The 20,894-nt window shown below is 49.4% G+C and carries 18 protein-coding genes; 10 read left to right on the top strand and 8 right to left on the bottom strand.

Going from position 1 to position 20,894, the window contains the following annotated elements:
* Positions 1–11: 11 nt before the first annotated feature.
* Positions 12–686, bottom strand: coding sequence for a DNA-binding transcriptional activator BglJ (bglJ, locus tag CJP72_RS10410; RefSeq protein ID WP_162380787.1), 675 nt, complete (start codon positions 684–686; stop codon positions 12–14).
* Positions 647–1,369, bottom strand: a complete 723-nt coding sequence (locus CJP72_RS10405; protein WP_162380786.1) for a helix-turn-helix domain-containing protein — start codon at positions 1,367–1,369, stop codon at positions 647–649. Before CJP72_RS10405 ends, bglJ begins: the two co-directional genes overlap by 40 nt.
* A gap of 630 nt (positions 1,370–1,999) precedes the next feature.
* On the opposite strand from CJP72_RS10405, the gene CJP72_RS10400 reads away from it, so the two are divergent.
* The 6 genes from CJP72_RS10400 to opgB all read left to right on the top strand — a co-directional run bounded on the left by CJP72_RS10400 (position 2,000) and on the right by opgB (position 7,761).
* Positions 2,000–2,776 (top strand): threonine/serine ThrE exporter family protein, encoded by a 777-nt coding sequence (locus CJP72_RS10400; protein WP_162380785.1) that lies wholly within the window; start codon positions 2,000–2,002, stop codon positions 2,774–2,776.
* Entirely contained in the window at positions 2,767–3,240 is a 474-nt protein-coding gene (locus CJP72_RS10395; protein WP_162380784.1) for a threonine/serine exporter, read from the top strand. The genes CJP72_RS10400 and CJP72_RS10395 overlap by 10 nt, the downstream gene beginning before the upstream one ends.
* Positions 3,241–3,369: 129 nt before the next feature.
* A complete protein-coding gene (gene dnaT / locus CJP72_RS10390) occupies positions 3,370–3,909 on the top strand; it encodes a primosomal protein DnaT (RefSeq protein ID WP_162380783.1) in 540 nt (179 codons plus the stop codon).
* 2 nt (positions 3,910–3,911) lie between these two features.
* Positions 3,912–4,649 (top strand): DNA replication protein DnaC, encoded by a 738-nt coding sequence (gene dnaC / locus CJP72_RS10385; protein ID WP_162380782.1) that lies wholly within the window; start codon positions 3,912–3,914, stop codon positions 4,647–4,649.
* Between the two features lie 57 nt (positions 4,650–4,706).
* Positions 4,707–5,201, top strand: coding sequence for a DUF2501 domain-containing protein (locus CJP72_RS10380; RefSeq protein ID WP_162381200.1), 495 nt, complete (start codon positions 4,707–4,709; stop codon positions 5,199–5,201).
* Between the two features lie 268 nt (positions 5,202–5,469).
* Positions 5,470–7,761, top strand: coding sequence for a phosphatidylglycerol--membrane-oligosaccharide glycerophosphotransferase (opgB, locus tag CJP72_RS10375; protein WP_162380781.1), 2,292 nt, complete (start codon positions 5,470–5,472; stop codon positions 7,759–7,761).
* Positions 7,762–7,864: 103 nt separating this feature from the next.
* Here opgB and CJP72_RS10370 read toward each other — a convergent pair whose 3' ends face one another.
* Positions 7,865–9,310 (bottom strand): tagaturonate reductase, encoded by a 1,446-nt coding sequence (locus CJP72_RS10370; RefSeq protein ID WP_162380780.1) that lies wholly within the window; start codon positions 9,308–9,310, stop codon positions 7,865–7,867.
* 13 nt (positions 9,311–9,323) lie between these two features.
* Positions 9,324–10,346 (bottom strand): zinc-binding alcohol dehydrogenase family protein, encoded by a 1,023-nt coding sequence (locus CJP72_RS10365; RefSeq protein WP_162380779.1) that lies wholly within the window; start codon positions 10,344–10,346, stop codon positions 9,324–9,326.
* Between the two features lie 138 nt (positions 10,347–10,484).
* On the opposite strand from CJP72_RS10365, the gene CJP72_RS10360 reads away from it, so the two are divergent.
* From CJP72_RS10360 to CJP72_RS10345, 4 genes are all read left to right on the top strand, one after another.
* Entirely contained in the window at positions 10,485–11,405 is a 921-nt protein-coding gene (locus CJP72_RS10360; protein ID WP_162380778.1) for a GntR family transcriptional regulator, read from the top strand.
* 219 nt (positions 11,406–11,624) lie between these two features.
* Positions 11,625–12,620 carry a C4-dicarboxylate TRAP transporter substrate-binding protein gene (locus CJP72_RS10355; protein ID WP_162380777.1) on the top strand — a complete coding sequence of 332 codons (996 nt, stop codon included), beginning with the start codon at positions 11,625–11,627 and terminating at the stop codon, positions 12,618–12,620.
* Positions 12,621–12,691: 71 nt separating this feature from the next.
* Positions 12,692–13,171: a TRAP transporter small permease gene (locus CJP72_RS10350; protein ID WP_162380776.1), complete on the top strand. Its 480-nt coding sequence runs from the start codon at positions 12,692–12,694 to the stop codon at positions 13,169–13,171.
* Entirely contained in the window at positions 13,162–14,439 is a 1,278-nt protein-coding gene (locus tag CJP72_RS10345; RefSeq protein WP_162380775.1) for a TRAP transporter large permease, read from the top strand. The genes CJP72_RS10350 and CJP72_RS10345 overlap by 10 nt, the downstream gene beginning before the upstream one ends.
* Positions 14,440–14,626: 187 nt before the next feature.
* Here CJP72_RS10345 and pgaD read toward each other — a convergent pair whose 3' ends face one another.
* Genes pgaD through pgaA form a run of 4 tightly spaced genes read right to left on the bottom strand, consistent with a single transcriptional unit; the run spans position 14,627 to position 20,810 of the window.
* Positions 14,627–15,040 (bottom strand): poly-beta-1,6-N-acetyl-D-glucosamine biosynthesis protein PgaD, encoded by a 414-nt coding sequence (pgaD, locus tag CJP72_RS10340; protein WP_162380774.1) that lies wholly within the window; start codon positions 15,038–15,040, stop codon positions 14,627–14,629.
* A 1-nt stretch (position 15,041) separates the two neighbouring features.
* Positions 15,042–16,367, bottom strand: a complete 1,326-nt coding sequence (gene pgaC / locus CJP72_RS10335; protein ID WP_162380773.1) for a poly-beta-1,6-N-acetyl-D-glucosamine synthase — start codon at positions 16,365–16,367, stop codon at positions 15,042–15,044.
* Positions 16,360–18,378, bottom strand: coding sequence for a poly-beta-1,6-N-acetyl-D-glucosamine N-deacetylase PgaB (gene pgaB / locus CJP72_RS10330; RefSeq protein ID WP_162380772.1), 2,019 nt, complete (start codon positions 18,376–18,378; stop codon positions 16,360–16,362). Before pgaB ends, pgaC begins: the two co-directional genes overlap by 8 nt.
* An 8-nt stretch (positions 18,379–18,386) precedes the next feature.
* On the bottom strand, positions 18,387–20,810 hold the full coding sequence (gene pgaA, locus CJP72_RS10325; protein ID WP_162380771.1) for a poly-beta-1,6 N-acetyl-D-glucosamine export porin PgaA: 2,424 nt from the start codon (positions 20,808–20,810) through the stop codon (positions 18,387–18,389).
* Between the last annotated feature and the right edge of the window lie 84 nt (positions 20,811–20,894).

Raw genomic sequence — 20,894 nt, 5'->3', positions numbered from 1 at the left:
GGTATACCGCACTATGCTGTGTGCAGTGCGGAACGGGGTTCTATGGCGCGTAGATACAGCAAAATATCCGCCGCATCCAGCAATCCGGCATCTGAATTCACGCCCAGCTTGGACATTACATTAAATTTATGTGCCCGGATCGTTTTGATATTACGTTCAAGCTGCACGGCTATCTGAACCATCGAATAACCGTGCGACATAAACCGTAATATTTCACGTTCAGTAGGACTTATTGTACGACTCTGACTGGTGCACCAAAGATTAGTGCTGTTTTCCGTCACCCGGCGTACACCGTTCAGTGCTAAAAACAGCTGTTCTCGTAAACAACTCAGCGACGATGACTTACTTAATACGCCATCCAGTTGCGATGGCGACAGAGAACCAATAAGACGAGCTTCATTATCGTCGTCGGCGATGACCAGTCGACGCATCCGCGGGAAGTCAATCGCCAGTTCCGTCAGGCACGCCAATCCTACCCGACGATCTTCTCGTATCGCGGAAAGTGAGAAGATAACCGCAGAAAAAGGCGTATTTACCATCGCCATTTTAAATTCAGACTGATTAGAAAATAGATGAAGTTGATAGAGACATTCAGGATCTGAATTAAACAAACTCTTAATACCAATACTGCTCATTGCGCACTTTTCTACCAGCGCAACATTTCTCTTGATGATTCTTTTTTCCATTCCGTGGTATCTCCATATGCTGAAGGTAAATTCAGTTCTCTTGCTCCTTGAGAACTGTTAATCCATGCGTACATTTCGGCATTACTGTGTATGGACAAACGACGCATGGCACTGTTTTTCTGGGCACTGATAGTTTTATTACTCTTTTTCAACAATGACGCTATTTGATTAATTCCCCACCCTTTTCCGAGAAGCCGTAATACTTTTCGCTCCGATAAAGTAAGAACCATCGACTGTCCGCCATATTCAGTCATGTCTTGCAGTACTGGAAACATAAGCTCTTTACTGATGTGCTCCGCGCTATAATTACCTGAGCGAATAGCATTAACCACGCTTTCAACCGGATCTTCGTCAGAAAGCAACGTCGTGGAAGGTCCTGTCAATATCTCAACGGCCGAAGGGTAGTACTTGTGAGGAATGATAAAAATCCATTTAATATCATTATATTGCGTTAACAATGCATAAAACTGTTCACAAACAGCGCGAGGTTGATTGCTCTCCCCCGTTAAATCAACCAATACCAGTTCAGTGCAGCGTAGCTGCAACAACGTGAGCTCTTCGACCGAACGGCAGAATGTTAACTCATGATCGGGAAGGTGACCCAGAATGATACCTCTTAGTCCAGCCTGAATAACGGGTATTTTACTGATAACAATTGCATTTTTGTAGCGTCCTGGCAACATACTCCCTCCATATTCACATCCTTTCTTATTTCCACCGCCATTAATAAATCACACATATAAATAACGAGATAAAAATAACGAGATAAAAATAAAATTAATTAATGACGTGAATTATTCCATGATTTTTTATGCATTATGACTGCAACCATACCAGAACCCCCATAGTATGGTTCCTTCTTAACATTATCACACAATTTTTTATAAAAACAATTCCCGCACAATTAAATTAATCCATTTGAATCATCTGATATTTTAAGGCGGATTAATTTCGTTTAATAAATTCACATTATGTTTTTATCAACATTTACTTATTTTCCATGATGAATAAAGAGGGCGTTTGTCGTATCAGTAATCCTCGTATAATCATAATGCTACCAACATGTGGTTGTGAAAAATCGTCGGTGCGCTTCGCATCAACCTTCCTCGTTGACATAACCTGATCAATGCACTGCAATGATAAATCACTCCGAAAAACAGAGGGCAGGTCACGACACCGTTCAAATGAGCAAACCCATCGCCCTGACGTTTTTTTCAACACAAAGATTGATCCGGGCCAGAGCCAACGAACTTATACTTCGTGTTACAAAGAAGACTTTGTCATTTTTACCCGTCTTTCAATCAGGGCGAGTCATGCAAACAGAGCAGTTGTTACAACGAACGGTTACACGGTTATGTATTCAATGCGGGCTTTTTTTATTACAGCACGGAGCAGAAAGCGCACTGGTTGATGAACTCTCTACGCGTCTGGGTCTGGCGCTAGGGATGGACAACGTAGAAAGCGCCATCTCTTCTAACGCCATCGTACTCACCACCATTAAAGACGGCCAATGTCTAACGACGACGCGGAAGAATCAGGATCGTGGCATTAATATGCACGTTGTCACGGAAGTTCAACACATTGTGATTCTGGCCGAACACAAACTCCTGGACTATCGGGGAGTCGAGAAGCGTTTTAGCCAAATCAGACCCCTGCGTTATCCGCGATGGCTGGTGGCTTTCATGGTCGGCCTTTCCTGCGCCTGTTTCTGCAAACTGAATAAGGGCGGATGGGACGGTGCCGTGATCACCTTTTTCGCCAGCATGGTAGCTATGTATATCCGCCAGTTTCTGGCGCACCGACATCTCCACCCGCAAATCAACTTTTGTATTACCGCCTTTGTTGCAACGACCATCTCGGGCCTGTTACTGCGTCTGGACACGTTCAGCCAAACCCCGACGATCGCGATGGCGGCCAGCGTACTGCTGCTGGTACCGGGATTTCCCCTGATCAACTCTGTCGCAGATATGTTTAAGGGCCACATCAATACCGGGCTGGCGCGCTGGGCGATCGCCAGCTTGTTGACGCTAGCGACCTGCGTGGGCGTCGTTATGTCTTTAACGCTATGGGGGCTTCGCGGATGGGTGTGATCGAGTTTGTTCTCGCGCTTATGCAGGACATGATTTTGTCGGCAATCCCCGCCGTCGGGTTCGCGATGGTATTTAACGTCCCCCACCGGGCGCTGCCCTGGTGCGCCCTGCTGGGTGCGCTGGGCCACGGCTCGCGGATGGCGATGATGACCGCCGGGTTTAACATTGAATGGTCGACCTTTATGGCTTCGCTGTTGGTCGGCAGTATCGGTATCCAGTGGTCACGCTGGTATCTGGCGCACCCGAAGGTCTTCACCGTGGCGGCAGTTATCCCGATGTTCCCGGGGATCTCCGCCTACACTGCGATGATTTCCGCCGTTAAGATCGGCCATTTTGGTTACAGCGATCCTCTGATGATCACGTTGCTGACGAATTTCCTGAAAGCATCTTCCATTGTTGGCGCGCTGTCCATCGGGCTTTCCGTTCCGGGACTATGGTTATACCGCAAACGTCCACGCGTTTGATTGGCCCTCCTCTGACATCACTTCACGAGTAAGAGGCGGTCATCCCGCCTCCCTGCCGCTTCTGGTCATCGGTGTGTTACTATAAAAACAGTCTCCCTTCTCGGTTGTTGTTCCGTATTGAGAAACATTATGTCTTGCAGAATTTTAACCCCGGACGTCATCGGTATTGACGCATTAGTCCACGATCACCACACGGTGCTGACGAAATCGGCTGGCGGCGCCGTTGCGGTATTTGCCAATAATGTGCCTGCATTTTATGCCGTCACACCTGCCCGTCTGGCAGAATTGCTGGCGCTTGAAGAAAAACTGGCGCGCCCGGGAAGCGACGTCACGCTGGACGCGCAGTTTTACGAAGAACCACAGGCCACGCCCGTGGCGGTACCGATGGGGAAATTTGCGATGTATCCTGACTGGCAGCCAGATGCCGATTTTCAGCGTCAGGCGGCATTATGGGGCGTTGCATTAAGAGAGCCGGTGACAGCGGAAGAGTTAGCGTCATTCGTGGCTTACTGGCAGGCGGAAGGCAAAGTCTTTCATCATGTTCAGTGGCAGCAAAAGCTGGCACGCAGCCTCCAGATCGGCCGGGCCAACAATGGTGGTCTACCCAAACGTGATGTGAATAGCATTAGCGAACCTGACAACCACATACCACCGGGATTTAGAGGGTAACGATGAAAAACGTTGGCGATCTGATGAAACGTCTGCAAAAAATGATGCCGCCGAATGTAGTGCCGGCATTTAAAACAGGCGAAGAACTGCTGGCATGGCAGAAAGAGCAAGGTGAAATTCGCGCTGCCGCGCTGGCCCGTGAAAACCGGGCGATGAAAATGCAGCGTACATTCAATCGTTCAGGGATCCGCCCGCTGCATCAAAACTGCTCTTTCGAGAACTATCGGGTCGAGTGCGACGGTCAAATGAATGCGCTCAGCAAAGCCCGGCAGTATGTAGAAGAGTTCGATGGCAACATCGCCAGTTTTATCTTTTCGGGTAAGCCCGGCACCGGAAAAAACCACCTTGCGGCGGCAATCTGCAATGAACTGCTGCTGCGGGGAAAATCCGTTCTGATCATTACCGTTGCCGATATTATGTCGGCGATGAAAGAAACCTTCACGAATCGTGAAACCAGTGAGGAACAGTTACTCAACGACCTGAGCAATGTCGATCTGCTGGTGATCGATGAAATTGGCGTGCAAACCGAATCCCGCTATGAAAAAGTGATCATCAATCAGATCGTCGATCGTCGCTCATCCTCAAAACGACCTACTGGCATGTTAACCAACAGCAATATGGAAGAGATGAGCAAATTGCTCGGCGAACGTGTGATGGATCGTATGCGTTTGGGCAACAGTTTGTGGGTAAATTTCAACTGGGATAGCTACCGTAGCCGTGTGACCGGGAAAGAGTATTAAGACCATTCTTAATACGAGCAGCGCTATACTTCGCTGAAAAGGCACATACGAGTTACTATTATGAAAACAACAAAACGCATTCTGCGCTGTGCGATCGCCGCCAGCGCACTCATCTCCACCAGCATTTTCGCCTCATCCTGGCAGGATTCGCTCTCCAGCGCAGCCAACGAACTCACCAAAAGCACCACCACCTCAGGACAAAGCAGCACGTCGCTTTCCTCCCTCACCAGTCTGCTAAATGGCAGCACTGACGCGCTGAGCGCCAGCAATATGAACAACGCGGCGGGGATTTTGCAGTATTGCGCCAAACAAAAACTCGCGTCCGTCACCGATGCGGAAAACGTCAAAAATCAGGTTCTGGATAAACTGGGTCTGAGCAGTGCCGAACAAAAACAGGATACCAACTATCTGGACGGTATTCAGGGTCTGCTGAATACCAAAGATGGGCAACAGTTGAACCTGAGCAACATCGGCAGCACGCCGCTGGCGGAGCAAGTCAAAACCAAAGCCTGCGATTTGGTACTTAAGCAAGGCATGAGTTTCATTTCCTGATCGGCTCCATACGCCGCGTTTTAGCGCGTCAGTAAGAAACGCGGCCTTAATCCTCTCTTTTTTCCTCTCACCCCTTGATATTCGCGGGAATCGCGGACAGTGATAGCGATCAAAAAATACGCTTTCTAAACCAATTCTGAATAACAACGTAATTTAATGTCACTAGAATTGCAGCAGTGTAACATCGCGATTACATTATATACCCCTTAAAAGATTAGCCCTCCTGATAGGTAGCCGGGAGGAGCAGGCTATAACTGAGGATCGTGAGTTGTCTGAATTCCTGTCTATCGCTCTGTTTCTCGCCTCTGTGCTAATTTATGCCTGGAAAGCGGGTCGTAACACCTGGTGGTTTGCCGCCACCCTGACGGTGCTGGGTCTGTTTGTTGTCCTGAACATTACACTCTATGCCAGCGACTACTTTACCGGCGACGGCATTAACGATGCGGTGCTCTACACGTTGACCAACAGCCTGACAGGCGCGGGCGTCAGTAAATACATTCTTCCGGGCGTGGGAATTATCCTCGCACTGACGCTGGTTTTTGGTGCGTTGGGCTGGGTTCTTCGCCGCCGTCGACACCATCCTCACCATGTGGGTTATAGCCTGCTGGCCCTGTTGCTGGCGCTGGGTTCGGTAGATGCCAGTCCGGCGTTTCGCCAAATTACTGAACTGATGAAATCACAGTCCCGCGATGGCGATCCTGATTTCTCGGCGTATTACAAAGAGCCATCGAAAACGATCCCCAACCCCAAACTGAATCTGGTTTATATCTATGGGGAAAGCCTGGAGCGCACCTATTTTGACAATGACGCCTTCCCGGATCTCACCCCGGAACTGGGAGCGCTGAAAAACGAAGGGCTGGATTTCAGTCAAACCATGCAATTGCCGGGCACGGATTACACCATTGCCGGGATGGTCGCCTCTCAGTGCGGTATTCCTCTGTTTGCGCCCTTTGAAGGCAACGCCTCGGCATCGGTTTCCAGCTTTTTCCCGCAGAATATCTGCCTTGGCGATATCCTGAAGAACTCCGGCTACCAAAACTACTTTGTTCAGGGGGCTAACCTGCGTTTTGCAGGCAAAGATGTATTCCTGAAATCCCACGGCTTCGATCATCTCTACGGCGCCGAAGAGTTAAAAACCGTGGTCGCGGACCCTGCGTATCGTAATGACTGGGGTTTTTACGACGATACAGTGCTCGACGAAGCCTGGAAAAAGTTTGAAGAACTCTCTCGCTCCGGTCAGCGTTTCTCTCTGTTTACGCTGACCGTCGATACCCATCACCCGGATGGATTTATCTCGCGCACCTGCAACCGTAAACGTTACGACGTCGACGGCAAGCCCAACCAGTCATTTAGCGCCGTCAGTTGCAGCCAGGAAAACATTGCTCAGTTTATCAATAAGATCAAAGCATCGCCGTGGTTTAAAGACACCGTCATCGTCGTCTCTTCCGATCATCTGGCGATGAACAACACCGCATGGAAGTACCTGAATCAGCAAGATCGTAGCAACCTGTTTTTCGTTCTGCGCGGCGACCAGCCTCAGCAAGAGACACTGGCGGTCAAACGCAACACAATGGATAACGGCGCGACGGTGCTTGATATTCTCGGCGGGGACAACTTTATTGGACTCGGGCGCAGCAGCTTGTCCGGCGAATCAATGTCTCTGGTGTTCCTGAACATTAAAGAGAAAGTTCTGGCGTGGAAACCCGACATCATCCGCTTGTGGAATTTCCCCAAAGAGATGAAAACGTTCACCATCGATCGGGATAAAAACATGATCGCCTTCTCGGGCAGCCATTTCCGATTGCCGCTACTGCTGCGCGTCTCAGACAATCGCGTTGAACCGCTGCCAGAAAGCGAATACTCCGCCCCACTACGTTTTCAACTGGCGGATTTCGCCCCGCGCGACAACTTTGTCTGGGTTGACCGCTGCTACAAAATGGCACAACTGTGGTCGCCGGAACTGGCCCTCTCCACCGACTGGTGTGTTTCACAGGGTCAGTTGGGCGGAGAGCAAGTCGTACAGAATGTGAATAAAGCACAGTGGAAGGGCAAAACGGCGTTTAAGAACACCATCATCGATATGGAACGTTACAAAGGTAACGTGGATACACTGAAAATCGTCGATAACGATATTCGCTACAAAGCAGACAGCTTTGTCTTTAACGTCGCCGGCGCGCCGGAAGAGGTGAAGCAGTTCAGCGGTATCTCTCGCCCGGAATCCTGGGGGCGCTGGTCCAACGCGCAACTGGGAGAAGAAGTCAAAATCGAGTACAAGACGCCGTTGCCCAAAAAATTCGATCTGGTGATCACTGCCAAAGCCTACGGCGCAAATGCCAATCGCCCCATACCGGTACGTGTAGGCAGAGAAGAACAGATACTGCGGTTAGGTAACGATATCACCACGACCACACTGCATTTTGATAATCCGGACGCGGCCAGCACGCTGGTGATCACACCACCCGACCCGCAATCTACCAACGAGGGTAATATTTTAGGGCATTCGCCACGTAAACTGGGGATCGGCATGGTGGAAATCAAAGTGGTGAATGCCGAAGGATAACCCCGAGTAAAAAACGTTGGCCCGATAGCGTTACGCCACCGTGCCTCTCCTTATCCGTGAAAAAAACAGCGCCCAACACGGCTCCGGGCGCTGCATGGCAACCTTAATCCAGCGTTTTCACCGCCTGGCGCATCCCGTGTACCAGGATATTTTCCAGGCAGGCCGTCACCTGGGTGGTGATCCCTGGCAGCAACGTTAAATCCTCGCCCCAATGCGCGTTATCGCGAAGGACGGCATCGACCAGTTCCTGCAACGACAGATCGACCCCCACACGCGGCCACATCTGTTGATAGCGAGTGAGCCACTGTTCATCGTCCTGGAGCGGATACGTCTCTCCCACCCGTTCGCCGCGGTAAAACGCAATCAGCGCCGCAAGCGCAAACGTGAGTCGCACGGGATATTTATTGCCCTGCTGCCCTGCCAGCAACTGAGGCAAAATACGCGTGCGGAATTTGGTCATCCCGTTGAGCGCGATAGAAAGTAGCTGATGGCGGATATACGGATTCTGGAAACGCCCTGTCACCGCATCGGCAAATTCACGCAGTTCAGCGGCAGGCAGATCCAGTACCGGAATAATCTCCTGATAAATCGCTTTTTCTACAAAGTGGCGCACGTCCTCGTCCTGCATCGCTTCGCCAACCGTCTCCAGCCCGCACAGCCACGCCACCGGAACCAGTGCGGTATGCGCGCCATTGAGAATGGCGACCTTACGCTCTTTATACGGTTTGATGTCGTCAACAATGCGAATATTCAGCGAACATTCCGTTAATCTCAGTGCGTCTGCCAGCCAGGCCGGTCCCTGAATCACAAACAGATAAAAATGCTCGGCGGTGTCGAGAAACGCATCGTGATACCCCAGTTGCGCTTCCAGCGCAGGTGCCTCCTCGCGCGGGTAACCGGTCACGATTCTGTCCACCAGGGTGGAGCAAAATGTGTTTGCCGTCTCCAGCCAGTCGAGAAACGCCGGAGACAACTGCCACTCCTGCGCATAACGCTGAATTAACGTTTTGAGCGTGTCACCGTTATAGTCGATCAGTTCGCAGGGAATGATCACCCAGCCTTTATCTGGCGCGCCGTTGAAGTGGTTAAAACGCTCCAGTAACAGACGTGTCAGTTTCGCCGGGAAACTCACTGGCGGGGCATCATCGATACTGTCGCCTGCGTGATAGCTGATCCCTGCTTCAGTCGTGTTAGAAAACACAAAGCGGATATCGGGGTTATGCGCCATCGCCAGATATCCGGCAAAATCCTGATACGGGTTAATCTCGTTATTCACCGACCGGATCAGACGCGCGTCGCTGACGGCCTCACCTTGCTCGTTCAGGCCACGGATCACCGTGGTGTACAGCCCGTCCTGAGTATTTAACGACGGCGGAAAATCCGTATTAATAGGGCGGACGAGGGTGATACCCGCCTGCAAATCCGTCGTCTCATTGAGGATATCCAGTTGCCAGTCCACAAACGCGCGCAGAAAATTGCCTTCGCCGAACTGAATCACTTTCGTCGGATAGCTCTGTCCCGGAAAATCATGTCGATTCAATGTCTTCATTGCTCTATCCCTGTCAGAACGTAATCACGCCTTTGATCAGCTCGTGGTTGTTAATCACATCACTTTCGTAGATCTCCGCCAGCGTGGTGAAGGAGTAGCGGTGCGTCAACATCATCTCTGCGGTCAGTTTACCTTCCGCCATCAGACGCCCTACTTTGGCGAAATCCTCCGGCGTAGCGTTGCGACTGCCCATCATCGTGGTCTCTTTCTTGTGGAACTCAGGGTCGGAAAACTGCAAGTCCCCCTTGAATAACCCAACGAAAACGATGCTGCCGCCATGGCGAATCAGGTTAACGCTATTGTTCATCGCGTGCTGATTCCCCGTCGCATCAATGACTTTTAGCGCCAGGGAGCCGCCGAATTGCGCGCGTAACTGTGCATCAAAATCGTCGGCAGACGGATCAATTACCGGGAGTTTCAGGCGAGAAGCCACATGCTCCCGACGAGCGGGGCTGGTATCGGCGACGACGACCTGCGCGCCGTCGGCGTTGGCGATGGCCGCCGCCCCTAGCCCTATCGGCCCTGCCCCCACTACCAGCACCTGCTCGCCTGGCGCAATCGCCGCCCGGCGTACCGCATGTGCGCTGATAGCATAAGGCTCGATCAACGCCGCCGCCTGCGGATCAATCCCATCCGCTGCCAGCAGGTTAGTCACAGGAACAGACAAATACTCGCTAAAACCGCCATCCTGATGCACGCCAATCACCGAAATTTTCTCACAGCAGTTGGTACGCCCACTGCTACACGCCGGACATTGCTGACACGCCACGTAAGGAATAACAGCAACCTGTTGACCCACTTTCAGATGCGGAATATTTTTACCTAACCCAGCAATTTCGCCACATATTTCATGGCCCAACACGCGGGGATAACTGAAAAAAGGTTGATTACCGCCCCAGGCATGAATATCAGTACCGCAAATCCCTACGGATTTAATTTTTATTAATGCTTCTCCCTCACCAGGAATAGGAACTTGACGTTCTTCCCAAACTAATTGTTTCGGTTCCTGGCAAATCAGCGTGTTCATCGTTGACATGATTCTGCTCTCCTGTTTTTCGTTGCATCAGATATCGATGAAAATAAAAATATCGAAGAGACAGGAAACGTAATTTGTGAATACCGACGCATTAAAATGTTTTAAATCGGGTTTTAATACGCCCAAAAGGAGAGACCGATGAGCCGCTCGCAAAATTTACGTCACAATGTCATTAACCAGATGATCGATGATATGGCTCGCGGCCATATCCCTTCTCCGCTCCCCTCGCAAAGCGCACTGGCGGAGATGTACAACATCAGCCGCACCACGGTGCGCCATATGCTAAGCCACTTAAGCGAATGTGGCGTACTGACGCCAGTTGGCAACGACTACGTGATCGCCCGCAAGCCCAATAATGATGACGGTTTCGCCTGTACCACCGCCTCGCTGGCGGAGCAGAACCGTATTTTCGAGCACGCCTTTTTCACCATGATTAACCAACGACAGCTACGCGCCGGTGAAACATTTTCCGAACTGCAGCTGGCGCGCGCCGCCGGCGTCAGCCCGGTCGTTGTGCGAGAATATCTTTTAAAATTCGGGCGTTACAATCTGATCATCAGCGAACGACGCGGCCTGTGGCGTATGCAACAGTTCGACCAACGCTATGCCGAACAGCTTTTCGAATTACGGGAAATGCTGGAGACCCACGCCCTGCAACACTTTCTCAATCTCCCCGTCACGGATATTCGCTGGCAGAAAGCGCGAGATTTACTCGATCGTCACCGTGCATTACGCGACACCATCAGCGACAACTATCGCATGTTTTCCCTGCTGGACCGGGACTTTCACAACCTGATTCTCAGCGCCGCCGAAAATGTCTTTTTCGATCAATCGCTGGAGATTATCTCTGTCATTTTTCACTTTCATTATCAATGGGATGAGAGCGATCTCAAGCAAAGAAATATCGTTGCCGTCAATGAGCATATGACGATTCTCAGCGCCCTTATCTGCCGCAACGACCTTAGCGCTACAGCCGCATTACGCCAGCATTTGCAAACCGCCCGGCAGACCATGATCCACTCAATCAACGCAACAAGTCGCAAATCCACGAGGCTTTAAATACCGATTAAAAACAGCAAACCATTACCCTAGCCACAATTTCTTAATAAAAGTAACCATCCATTAATAAAGCATTTTAGGCTCTGATAAACATTTTAAGATAATCAACACGCATAATAATAAATAGTTTAGAAACTCTGTAATACACCCCGGAAAATCCGGGCAATATAATAATATCCTCAGTACCCACTACAAAAATGGAGAGTAATAATGAGTCTGATGTCTAAAAAAAGAAATTCGTTACTAGCATTCGCCGTTGGCTCTATACTCGCCACTGTCTCTTTTAGTAATTCTGCGATAGCCGCTGCCGAATATACGTTGAAAGTTGCCTACGAAAACAATCCAGGAGAACCTTTTGATAAAGCGATCCGCGAATGGGCACGTTTATTTAATGAACAAACCGGCGGTAAAGGTGAACTCGTTGCTTATCCCAGTTCACAATTAGGCTCGAAAAAGGATGTCATTGAACAAATGAAACTGGGTAGTCCGCTGATTACCCTTGCTGATGGCGCATTCTTCTCTGACTATGTGCCTGATTTCGGCATTATGTTTGGTCCTTACGTCGGCACTAGCTATAAAGATATCTTCAAACTCAACCAGTCAGACTGGTACAAGGATCTGGAAACTAAACTGGATGCCAAAGGTCTGCACATCGTCTCTAAAGACTGGCTGTATGGTACGCGCCATATGCTGACCACCAAAATGGTTACCAAACCGGAAGATTTAAAAGGCCTCAAAATTCGCGTTCCGAACAACCGCATTCAAATTGAAGGCATGAAAGCAATGGGCGCAACCCCAACGCCACTGCCACTCGCTGAAGTCTACACCTCGCTGAACCTGAAAGTGATTGATGGCGCAGAAAACCCGATTCCTGTGCTGTACGGACAAAAACATCATGAAGCGGCTAAATACCTGATCCTCACGGGCCACGTAGAGAACGTGACCAACCTGGTCATGGGCAGCGCTACCAACAAGAAACTCCCGCCAGACATTCAGGCCGCACTGGTGAACTCCGGCGATCAGGCAGGGAAATACTTGACTGAACTCGTTCAGAAAGAAGAAAAAGATCTGATTGAGAAGATGAAGCAAGAAGGCGTCACTGTCGTGGAAGTTGACCGCAATCTGTTCCGTGAAGCGTCAAAACCGTTCTACACGAAGTTCCCGGAATGGACGCCAGGACTGTATGAAAAAACACAGGAAATCATTGCACAGTAACGGAGTAATCGCGCAGCACACTGTCTGCGCGTTTTCCTCTCCCTGAAAAGTATCGCCGTATAGGTATGACTATGTTTCGGTTTCTCAATAAATTCAGCGATATTCTGGCCTGCCTGATGGCAGGTGGGATTGTGCTCATTACGGTAGTGGCCGTTTTGATGCGCTGGCTGCTTAACGCCCCACTGATCTGGGGTGAGGAAGCGCTGATTATCTGTTACATCTGGTTGATTATGATCGGAGCGGCCTCAGCAATGGGCCATCGTATGCACGTCAGTATTGATGCCTTCACCTCCATGCTGCCGGAAAACTGGCGTTTATCCTGCGCCATCATCACCCACATGATTGCCATAGTCTCACTGTCAACATTTGGCTATCTCGGCTATGAACTGTCGCTTATCGCCGTCGATAAAATCACCCCCATTCTTGGAGTCTCCTATCTGTACATCGATTTTGCTGTGCCGACAGGCGCTGGGATCATGGTGATGTTCTGCCTGCAGCACCTCTGGCAAGATATTCAAAAACTGAAACGCAGGGAGGTCGTATGTCAGTAGCGATCGCGTGTATTGTCTTATTGTTTCTGTTTATTCTGAATACGCCGATTTTCATCAGCGTACTGGTCGCCATACTGACTTACTTTTATATGGCGGGCGACATTTCACCGCTGATCGCTGTTCAACGTATCATCGGCGCGGGGGAAAACGTCACATTACTGGCGATCCCATTCTTTATTTTACTCGGTAACTTGTTGAACTATACCGGCATTACACACCGCATGTTGCGCTTCACCGGCGTGCTCTCCGGTCACTATCCGGGTGGACTCGCCCAGTCCAACGTCCTGCTCAGTACCATGATGGGAGGGTTGTCGGCATCTAACCTGGCTGACTGCGCGATGTTGTCAAAAATGCTGGTGCCGGAGATGACCAAACTCGGCTACAGCAAAAGTTTTTCTACCGCCGTCACCGCTGCCGGATCGCTTATCACGCCGATCATCCCGCCGGGTATCGCCCTGATCATTTACGGTTTTGTCGCCGATGTCTCCATCGGAAAAATGTTTATGGCGGCGATCATTCCGGGACTCTTGTGCTGCGTCGCACTGATGTTCACGATCTATTTGATCTCGAAAAAACGCGGTTACCTCCCCGCCCGTGCCCACGGCCCAACTTGCCGCGAACTTTGGGAAGCAGGTAAAGGCGCCACGTCAGCATTAATTTTGATTCTGGTGATTATCGGCGGGATCCGCTTTGGGATCTTTACCCCGACAGAAGCAGGCGCAATTGCCGTTGTGTTTGTGATTATTATCGGCGCGTTTTTCTATCGCGAAATGACGGTAAAAGATATCGCGGCATCGTTACTGGAAACGGCACGCTCAACAGCCAGCGTCATGCTCATCATTATGACCTGCTCAGCGCTGGCATGGGTGCTGACCAACGAGCAAATTGCGCAGGATCTGGCGGTGGTGATGACAGGATTCTCTGATAATCCTTACATCTTCTTGCTGATTGTGAACCTGGTCTTGCTGTTTCTCGGGATGTTTATTGAAGGGAATGCTGCCATCATCGTACTGGTTCCGTTACTGATGCCAACGGTACGCATGTTGGGTATTGATCCGATTCACTTCGGTGTGATGATGATCCTCAACCTGGCCATCGGTTGCCTGACACCACCGATGGGAACGGTCATGTTCGTAGCGACCTCCATTACCGGAACAAAAATTGCTGATTTCCTTCGTGAAGTGCTACCGCTGTTAACCGCACTGATCTTCGTGTTGTTGATGGTGACGTTTATTCCGGCACTGACAACTTTCCTGCCCGCACTGTAAAAAAGAGTCGCGCCCTGTTTACCAGGGCGCAATCAATCACATCCGTATGGATAACCCTCCCGGTATCCGATTGTTCAGATCAGACACAGGCAGTCACGATTATTTAATCGGTTCATTAAATATAAAACCCTACGCCTGTATTTTTCATCAATGCCTGACCCTGTTAATGGTCTTTTTAGCATCTCATTTATAGCGTTTTCGCACTTGTCTCTGATACCACTTTTTGTATTGTCCCATGACTGTTGACATGCACATGTAACTTTTGGCTATCCTGTATCTTTTGGTAAAGGTCCTCAGAGATATCCAGACTTTTAGCCAATTGTTGACGGGTAAATCGGATAGCTTTCGTTTTCTGGTGTTTCTGAAAACGTATTTTATTGTAGAGAGCCCATAGAATTAACGCGATGGCATTGGCAACCGCCAGTAAAAAATAGAACTGCAGCCTGCCTTTGGCTTCGCTTTCCCATAAATAGTCATTCATCAGACCGATGAAGAAATGGACGGCAAAAAAAGCAAACGCAGCCCATAGCAGAAAAGTTGCAAAATAATCAATAGCTTGCCGTGCAGTGCTTTGCCGGGTCGTGATAATTAACGTATTCATATTAACCTCTCATAATACCGCGATCGGGGCTTATCCAGCGGGCGCGCCTGGTTTTTCGGACCAGCATAACCCGGGTAAATGAAACCAGCGTGGTCGCCAGACTCAGCATCCAGAAAATAACCGGGAACCAGATAATCCAAAATAGCGATGATGTCAGATTATGCTCATAGCGATTCTCAATAATCAGACTGATAATAAACTGCAGCAGACAAAGGGCACACAGCAATATTCCGGCAGTATGTGTCGCGGCGATATGTGTCAGTTCCACATTCACGGGTGCACCAAATTGCTGAATAGCAAAAATAATAAAACCGATAAGACAGGTAAAAGCCCATACAGTGGTCAGACAATATTCGAAAAAAAGCGGCCACATACGATGGTTTTTCCAGTGCCACAGTTTGGTCAGATTTTTCAGGAACACTTCCGCACCGCCCTGGGCCCAGCGCAGTCGCTGCTTCCAGAGGCCTTTTAATGTTTCCGGCATTAATATCCAGCACAGCGCCCGTGGCTCGTAAAAAATAGTCCACTGATTCAGCTGCAGCTTCCAGCTAATATCAATATCTTCCGTGATCATATCATCGCTCCAGTAACCCACGTCAGCCAGCGCGCTGCGACGGAAGGCGGCGATAACACCGGAAACGGTAAAAACGTTTCCGTAAACACGCTGGGTCCGCTTAATCAAACCAATAATGGAGGAAAACTCACCGACCTGCACCTTACCCACCAGGGTAGAGCGTGTGCGGATGCGCGGATTACCGGTAACGGCCCCAACGCGAGGGTTAAACAACATTGGTTCGACAATATAGGCTGCCGCATCGCGATCCAACAGAGCATCACCATCAATGCACACTAAATATTCACTTCTCGCCGCGGCGGCCCCAGTTTTAAGCGCAATGGCTTTGCCCTGATTTTGTTCCAGGTGAATAACCCGCAGTCGGGAGTATTGCGTGGCCAAATGATCTAATATCGCCCCGGTTTGATCCGATGAACCATCGTTAACAGCAATAACTTCAATATTTTCGTAGCGTTGAGCTAACGCAGCATTAATGGTTTCCTCGACATTTTTCTCCTCGTTAAAACAGGGGATGATAATGGAGATTGGCGGATTATCTTTAAGTTGCGGGGCGGGAGCATTTTCTCCCCATGCCCAGTGGCGTTCACGGTATACCCAGAAATAGACGCCGCCAGCTATCCACATGATGGACATAAAAAATGGCCAGAAGAAGACGAATCTCATCATTAATTCGCCAGAGTGGAACAACGCGATACTTAAAGGAATAAATAACACCAGACACAATATAAAAAAAGAGACGATGCGATTAGTCATTTTTCGGGTACCAGGCAGTGGAAAACTCAGGGCGAATAACGTCTATTGCAGGGACGTTGCGAAGAAAATCATCGGGATAATAGCCATAGTTTTTAATTCCATTCAGTTGTAAAAGACTCATCCAATGAGCAAGCTGCCGGGAACGAATAGCCTCGTGCTGACCATTACTTTTCCAGTTTTGTGCCTGTAATTCTAAAATTGATTTATCCTTTGCCTGAGGGATCGCTTTGATATGATCCACCAGTTGCGTTAGCCATTTATCGGCGAACTTCTCATCAATGCCCTCCATATAAGGCATCGCCATAATTGCCGTCCAGTCGTAACTCTGCAAGAAATCGGCATAATTTTGCGCAAACCACGCTTCACTTTCCGGTTGTATGACAGGAAGTGCAAAAATATTGCGCGCAGTCTTAATCTGCGGACCGCGTATTGCTTTAACTTTCGCGCTAAGTTCTAAAGTGAAGTTTGTCAGCGCCTGACTTTTAAAACGCGTCCACCGCTTAAATTGCTCAGGGTTTTGGCGAATAGCATCCAGGCTACCTGCAAATCCCGCTTTCTGATATGCCGCAATCGCGGGCGCACTGGCGTCTTCAAAGTCGGACATCAGCGCATCATCATGAAAAAGGATGCCATCAAATGAAGCGTGCCCGGCTAAATCTTCATACAGTAAGCCGACTTGCTCCCTGACTTTCGCATCGAAAGGAGAAAGACGGCGATATTGCGTCGGGTGTATCTGTGCCGTCTGGTTTCCTGCCGACGTATACTCGACTCGCGCTAATGTGGGATCTAAATCCCAACTTAATACTGGCATCCAGGCATATACCCTAACGTCCGCTCGGTTACGTAATTGCCAGGCGACACGGTTAAACAGATCCGCTTTCATCGGTAGCAGACGATTCGGGAACCAGACTTCTTTGACCAGACCATCGCCAGCAGGATCGGCAAATGCCTGCAAATAGACGGTGGAAATTTGCATATCTTTGACCCGCTGTATTAACCGATCAAGATTGCGTTCCATCTGTTGACGGTCATTATCAAACACGTAATCAAGATCGATATGCATAACCCGCTCAGGTGATTTTTCCTGAACGCTGATAATGGATTGGGCAAACTCTTTTAATGAAGGATTATTGGCGATTAATACCCGTGGAATGGAATCCAGTTGCTTTGTGGAGCCCAGTCCTGGTTCAAGGGTAAAAAACATGTCATAACCCAGTTTTTTTAATTCCTCAATGGAAATGCCGCTGGCTTCGCCATAAGGCCAGACAAATACCTGCGGTGTTTTCCCCGTATGTTTACGCAGTTGTTCCGTCATTTTTACCGCATCCTGACGAATTCTTTTGCGGTATTCAGCTTCTGTTTCGTAACGACCGCTGTGGGTTAAATACGCGCGATTAACAAAAGCGGGTAATAAGCTACCGGCAGAATTAGCCTGAATACCATAGTGAGAATTCCAGGTATGAGACGCGATCTCAACCAGCGGTGAGCGTGATAATTCGCGTACCTGTTGCCAGGTAGCAAAATAATCACGATCCACTTTTTCATCACCAAAGAGTACCTTCTGATCGAGGGGGGTATCTACCCAACTGCCCACCGGCGCCCACAATGCAGGCCACTGAAAAGCCTGCAACAAAGGGAAGACGCGGGTGTAAAAACTCCGGAAGCCATCATCAAAAGAGAGCAGTACCGCTTTTTTCGGCAGAGGAGTACCACCACGGTGCGCCTCACGAATTTGTGCAACGCTGACGGGCTGGTAGCCATTTTCACGCAACCAGGCAAACTGCTCGCGCAGGGCCGACGTGCGCACCGACATAAAACGCTGGTCAGCCGCTTCGTCTTCGACGTTATGCCATGAAATAGCCACAAAATGATTATGCGGCCACGGACGTTCGGCCTGTAATGTTTCTCGATTCTGCGGCGGCGTAAATTTGTGTTTTGGCTGATGTAAACATGCGGACAGCATAATGATGCTAATCAGCATAAATAGATATTTGAATCCTTTACGTAACATAATATTCCTTAAAATTTGAATGTCATATCAAATTCAACATATAAATTATGTTCCCTGTCGCCGTCATAAGGTCGTTTTTCCCAGCGCAACGTTGCACCGGCATCAATAACATCATTCCATGCCACTCGTTGCCCATAGCCGACTTGCGTTATCAGATCCGTGCCATAATTTTTTTGCCAGGAAGTACCGACACCCGCGCTAAATGTTTGCTGCCAACTATTCTCATAGTTACGCCACAATAAATGGTTGACTTCAAATGCCGGAACGATATCGAGCGTTTTCTCCGGGTTGTAATAAGGGGTGTCTTTTTTCGTATTCTGCCCGTACCAGATTGAAGGCTGGAAATCGACAATTAAATTGGGTGAGGACCACACCCGTTCCTGCCCACTAATAAACGCTTCATTACGCTCGTTACCGTCAGAAAAATCGGTGAACGCCCAGCCTCCGGTATACTGGCGACGTTCATTCTGATACCAGCGCAAATATGCCTGTGCACTGTTGCCGGTAATGCCGTTTTTCATCGCCCGCAAAGGAACACGGTGAGAGATTCGCTCAAACTCCGTGCCAATACGCCAGTTGTCGTTAAAATCATACCAGCCGGACAGGCGTGCACCGGGTTTGGTTTCATGATTGAAATAACGCCCGGAGAACTCAGCTTCCCACCAGAGATCACGAGAACGCCATTCGACGCCGGTTAACCAGTCGCGAACGATGCCTTTTCCTTCACTAAATTGCCCATCCGCAAAACCAAAACCGGCAAATCCGCGCCAGTTTTCATTGATCGGCGGCGAGTAAACCACACTGGTTAAATTGACATCATGATTACCGTTATCCGGGCCATCGGAATCCAGCCCAACTGACCCCGCGACGCGAAGCTCCGCAAGATCATGCACGTCAACCGCACGCTGTAAGCGTTGAACGGCGGGATCTTGCGGTTTGCGGGTCACAACATCCTCGGTGAGTACCTTTGCCTGTTGCCACTCCTGCAGAGTTAACGCGGTCCAGGCTTGTTCAACTTCGAGTGTGATGTTGCCAGGTTCCAGCACTTCTGCCTTTTTTAATTCCGTTTCTGCCGCGCGCGGTAAACCCCGCGCCTGCAATACGCTGGCGTGATTGATACGTAGTCCCTGATTGCCCGGAGCCTTGCTGGCAAGGTCATGGGTCAGTACTTCAGCGTGCGGTAAATCATTCCCATATTGTGAAATAGCGGAGAGAAATGAATAACTCTGCAACCATTTGTCATTGGGAATGGCCAGCGGCGAGCCCATGACCCGGCGGTAAGCGGGAGTGGTATCGAGCGAATGCTGGGTGACCGTTAACGCACTGGAATAGTTTTCACTTTCCAGATGGCTGTAAAAAAGATCCGCGCTCTCCTCTTCTGATAACCCTGTGACGAGTTGATCCTGGCGATAAAAGAGCGCCGTCATCATCGCCTGGGCTTTTTCTGGTTGATGATCCCGGAGATAAGCCGAAGCAACCCAATATTGTGCCCAGGGCGGAATCACCTCACCGGCGTGTTTTACGCGTTGATACTGCGCAATGACCTCTTTATAGCGATCGCGGGTTAATAACGCCCCGAGATGATCAATCTGGATTCGCTGATACTGATGAGCAACCTCTGGGTTATTTTTCCACTGTGCGTCTAATTCCGCGTACAGTGCGAGCGCACGGTCGGCAATATCGTACCGCTCGCTCTCACTGCGGGTCGGCATAAATGAGAGTCTGACCAGTTCAGCATGAATATCTGCGCGAACATCCGGGTTTAAATTCTTGACATCTATAGCCGCAGAAAGATGGTTATTACGCAATGCCTGCACATACTCCGGGGAATAACGTACAGGTGAAGTAGATGCGGGTAATGACTCGGTGATAGCCAGTAATTCATCCTGGTGACGTCCAGCCAGTTTGTAGATATAGGCTTCCGTGAGGAAGTTATCATTGTCAGGATATTCACGCTTCAACTGCTGGAGCTTATTCAGCGCCTCATCGTATTTTCCCGCATCAGCCAGTGTTAGAATCTGCCCCCGCCGATAATCCTTATTTTGTGGTTCCTGGATGACAACCTTCTTCCACAAGGCGAGTGACTTCTGCCACTGCTGCAGGTTGCGATACGCGACAGCAACTGCAGCGTATCCACGCACAGGTAAATGATGATTACGATAGCGGTTATATATTTCAACAACCTGATGGTCTTGCCCGCCCCAGGCACTAATCTGCAACCAGTCAGCAATCTGATTATTATTCAGATCAGTATTTTTAGAAAACCAGGTTAACGCGGGTTGAGTATTTCCCTTACGGGCTTCAATAATCAGCATATCATACTGACTGTTTATGTCAGAAATCGCAGCCGGGCTGAACGCAAATAACATTGAGGTAAAGATATTAAGCGCCCACTTTGTACCGAGACTGTTTTTACGGACTGAGATATACATCCTGTAAAGTCCTGTTCGTAAAAAAGTGTAATCAATGAACGTCAGAGATTGAAAACTTATAAAAACTTAAGCTTCAATATATTA

Source organism: Citrobacter sp. NCU1, assembly GCF_010231475.1.
Classification (GTDB): domain Bacteria; phylum Pseudomonadota; class Gammaproteobacteria; order Enterobacterales; family Enterobacteriaceae; genus Citrobacter_D.
The sequence above is the reverse complement of the archived record's forward strand: the minus strand, read 5'-3'. Positions and strand labels throughout refer to the sequence as shown.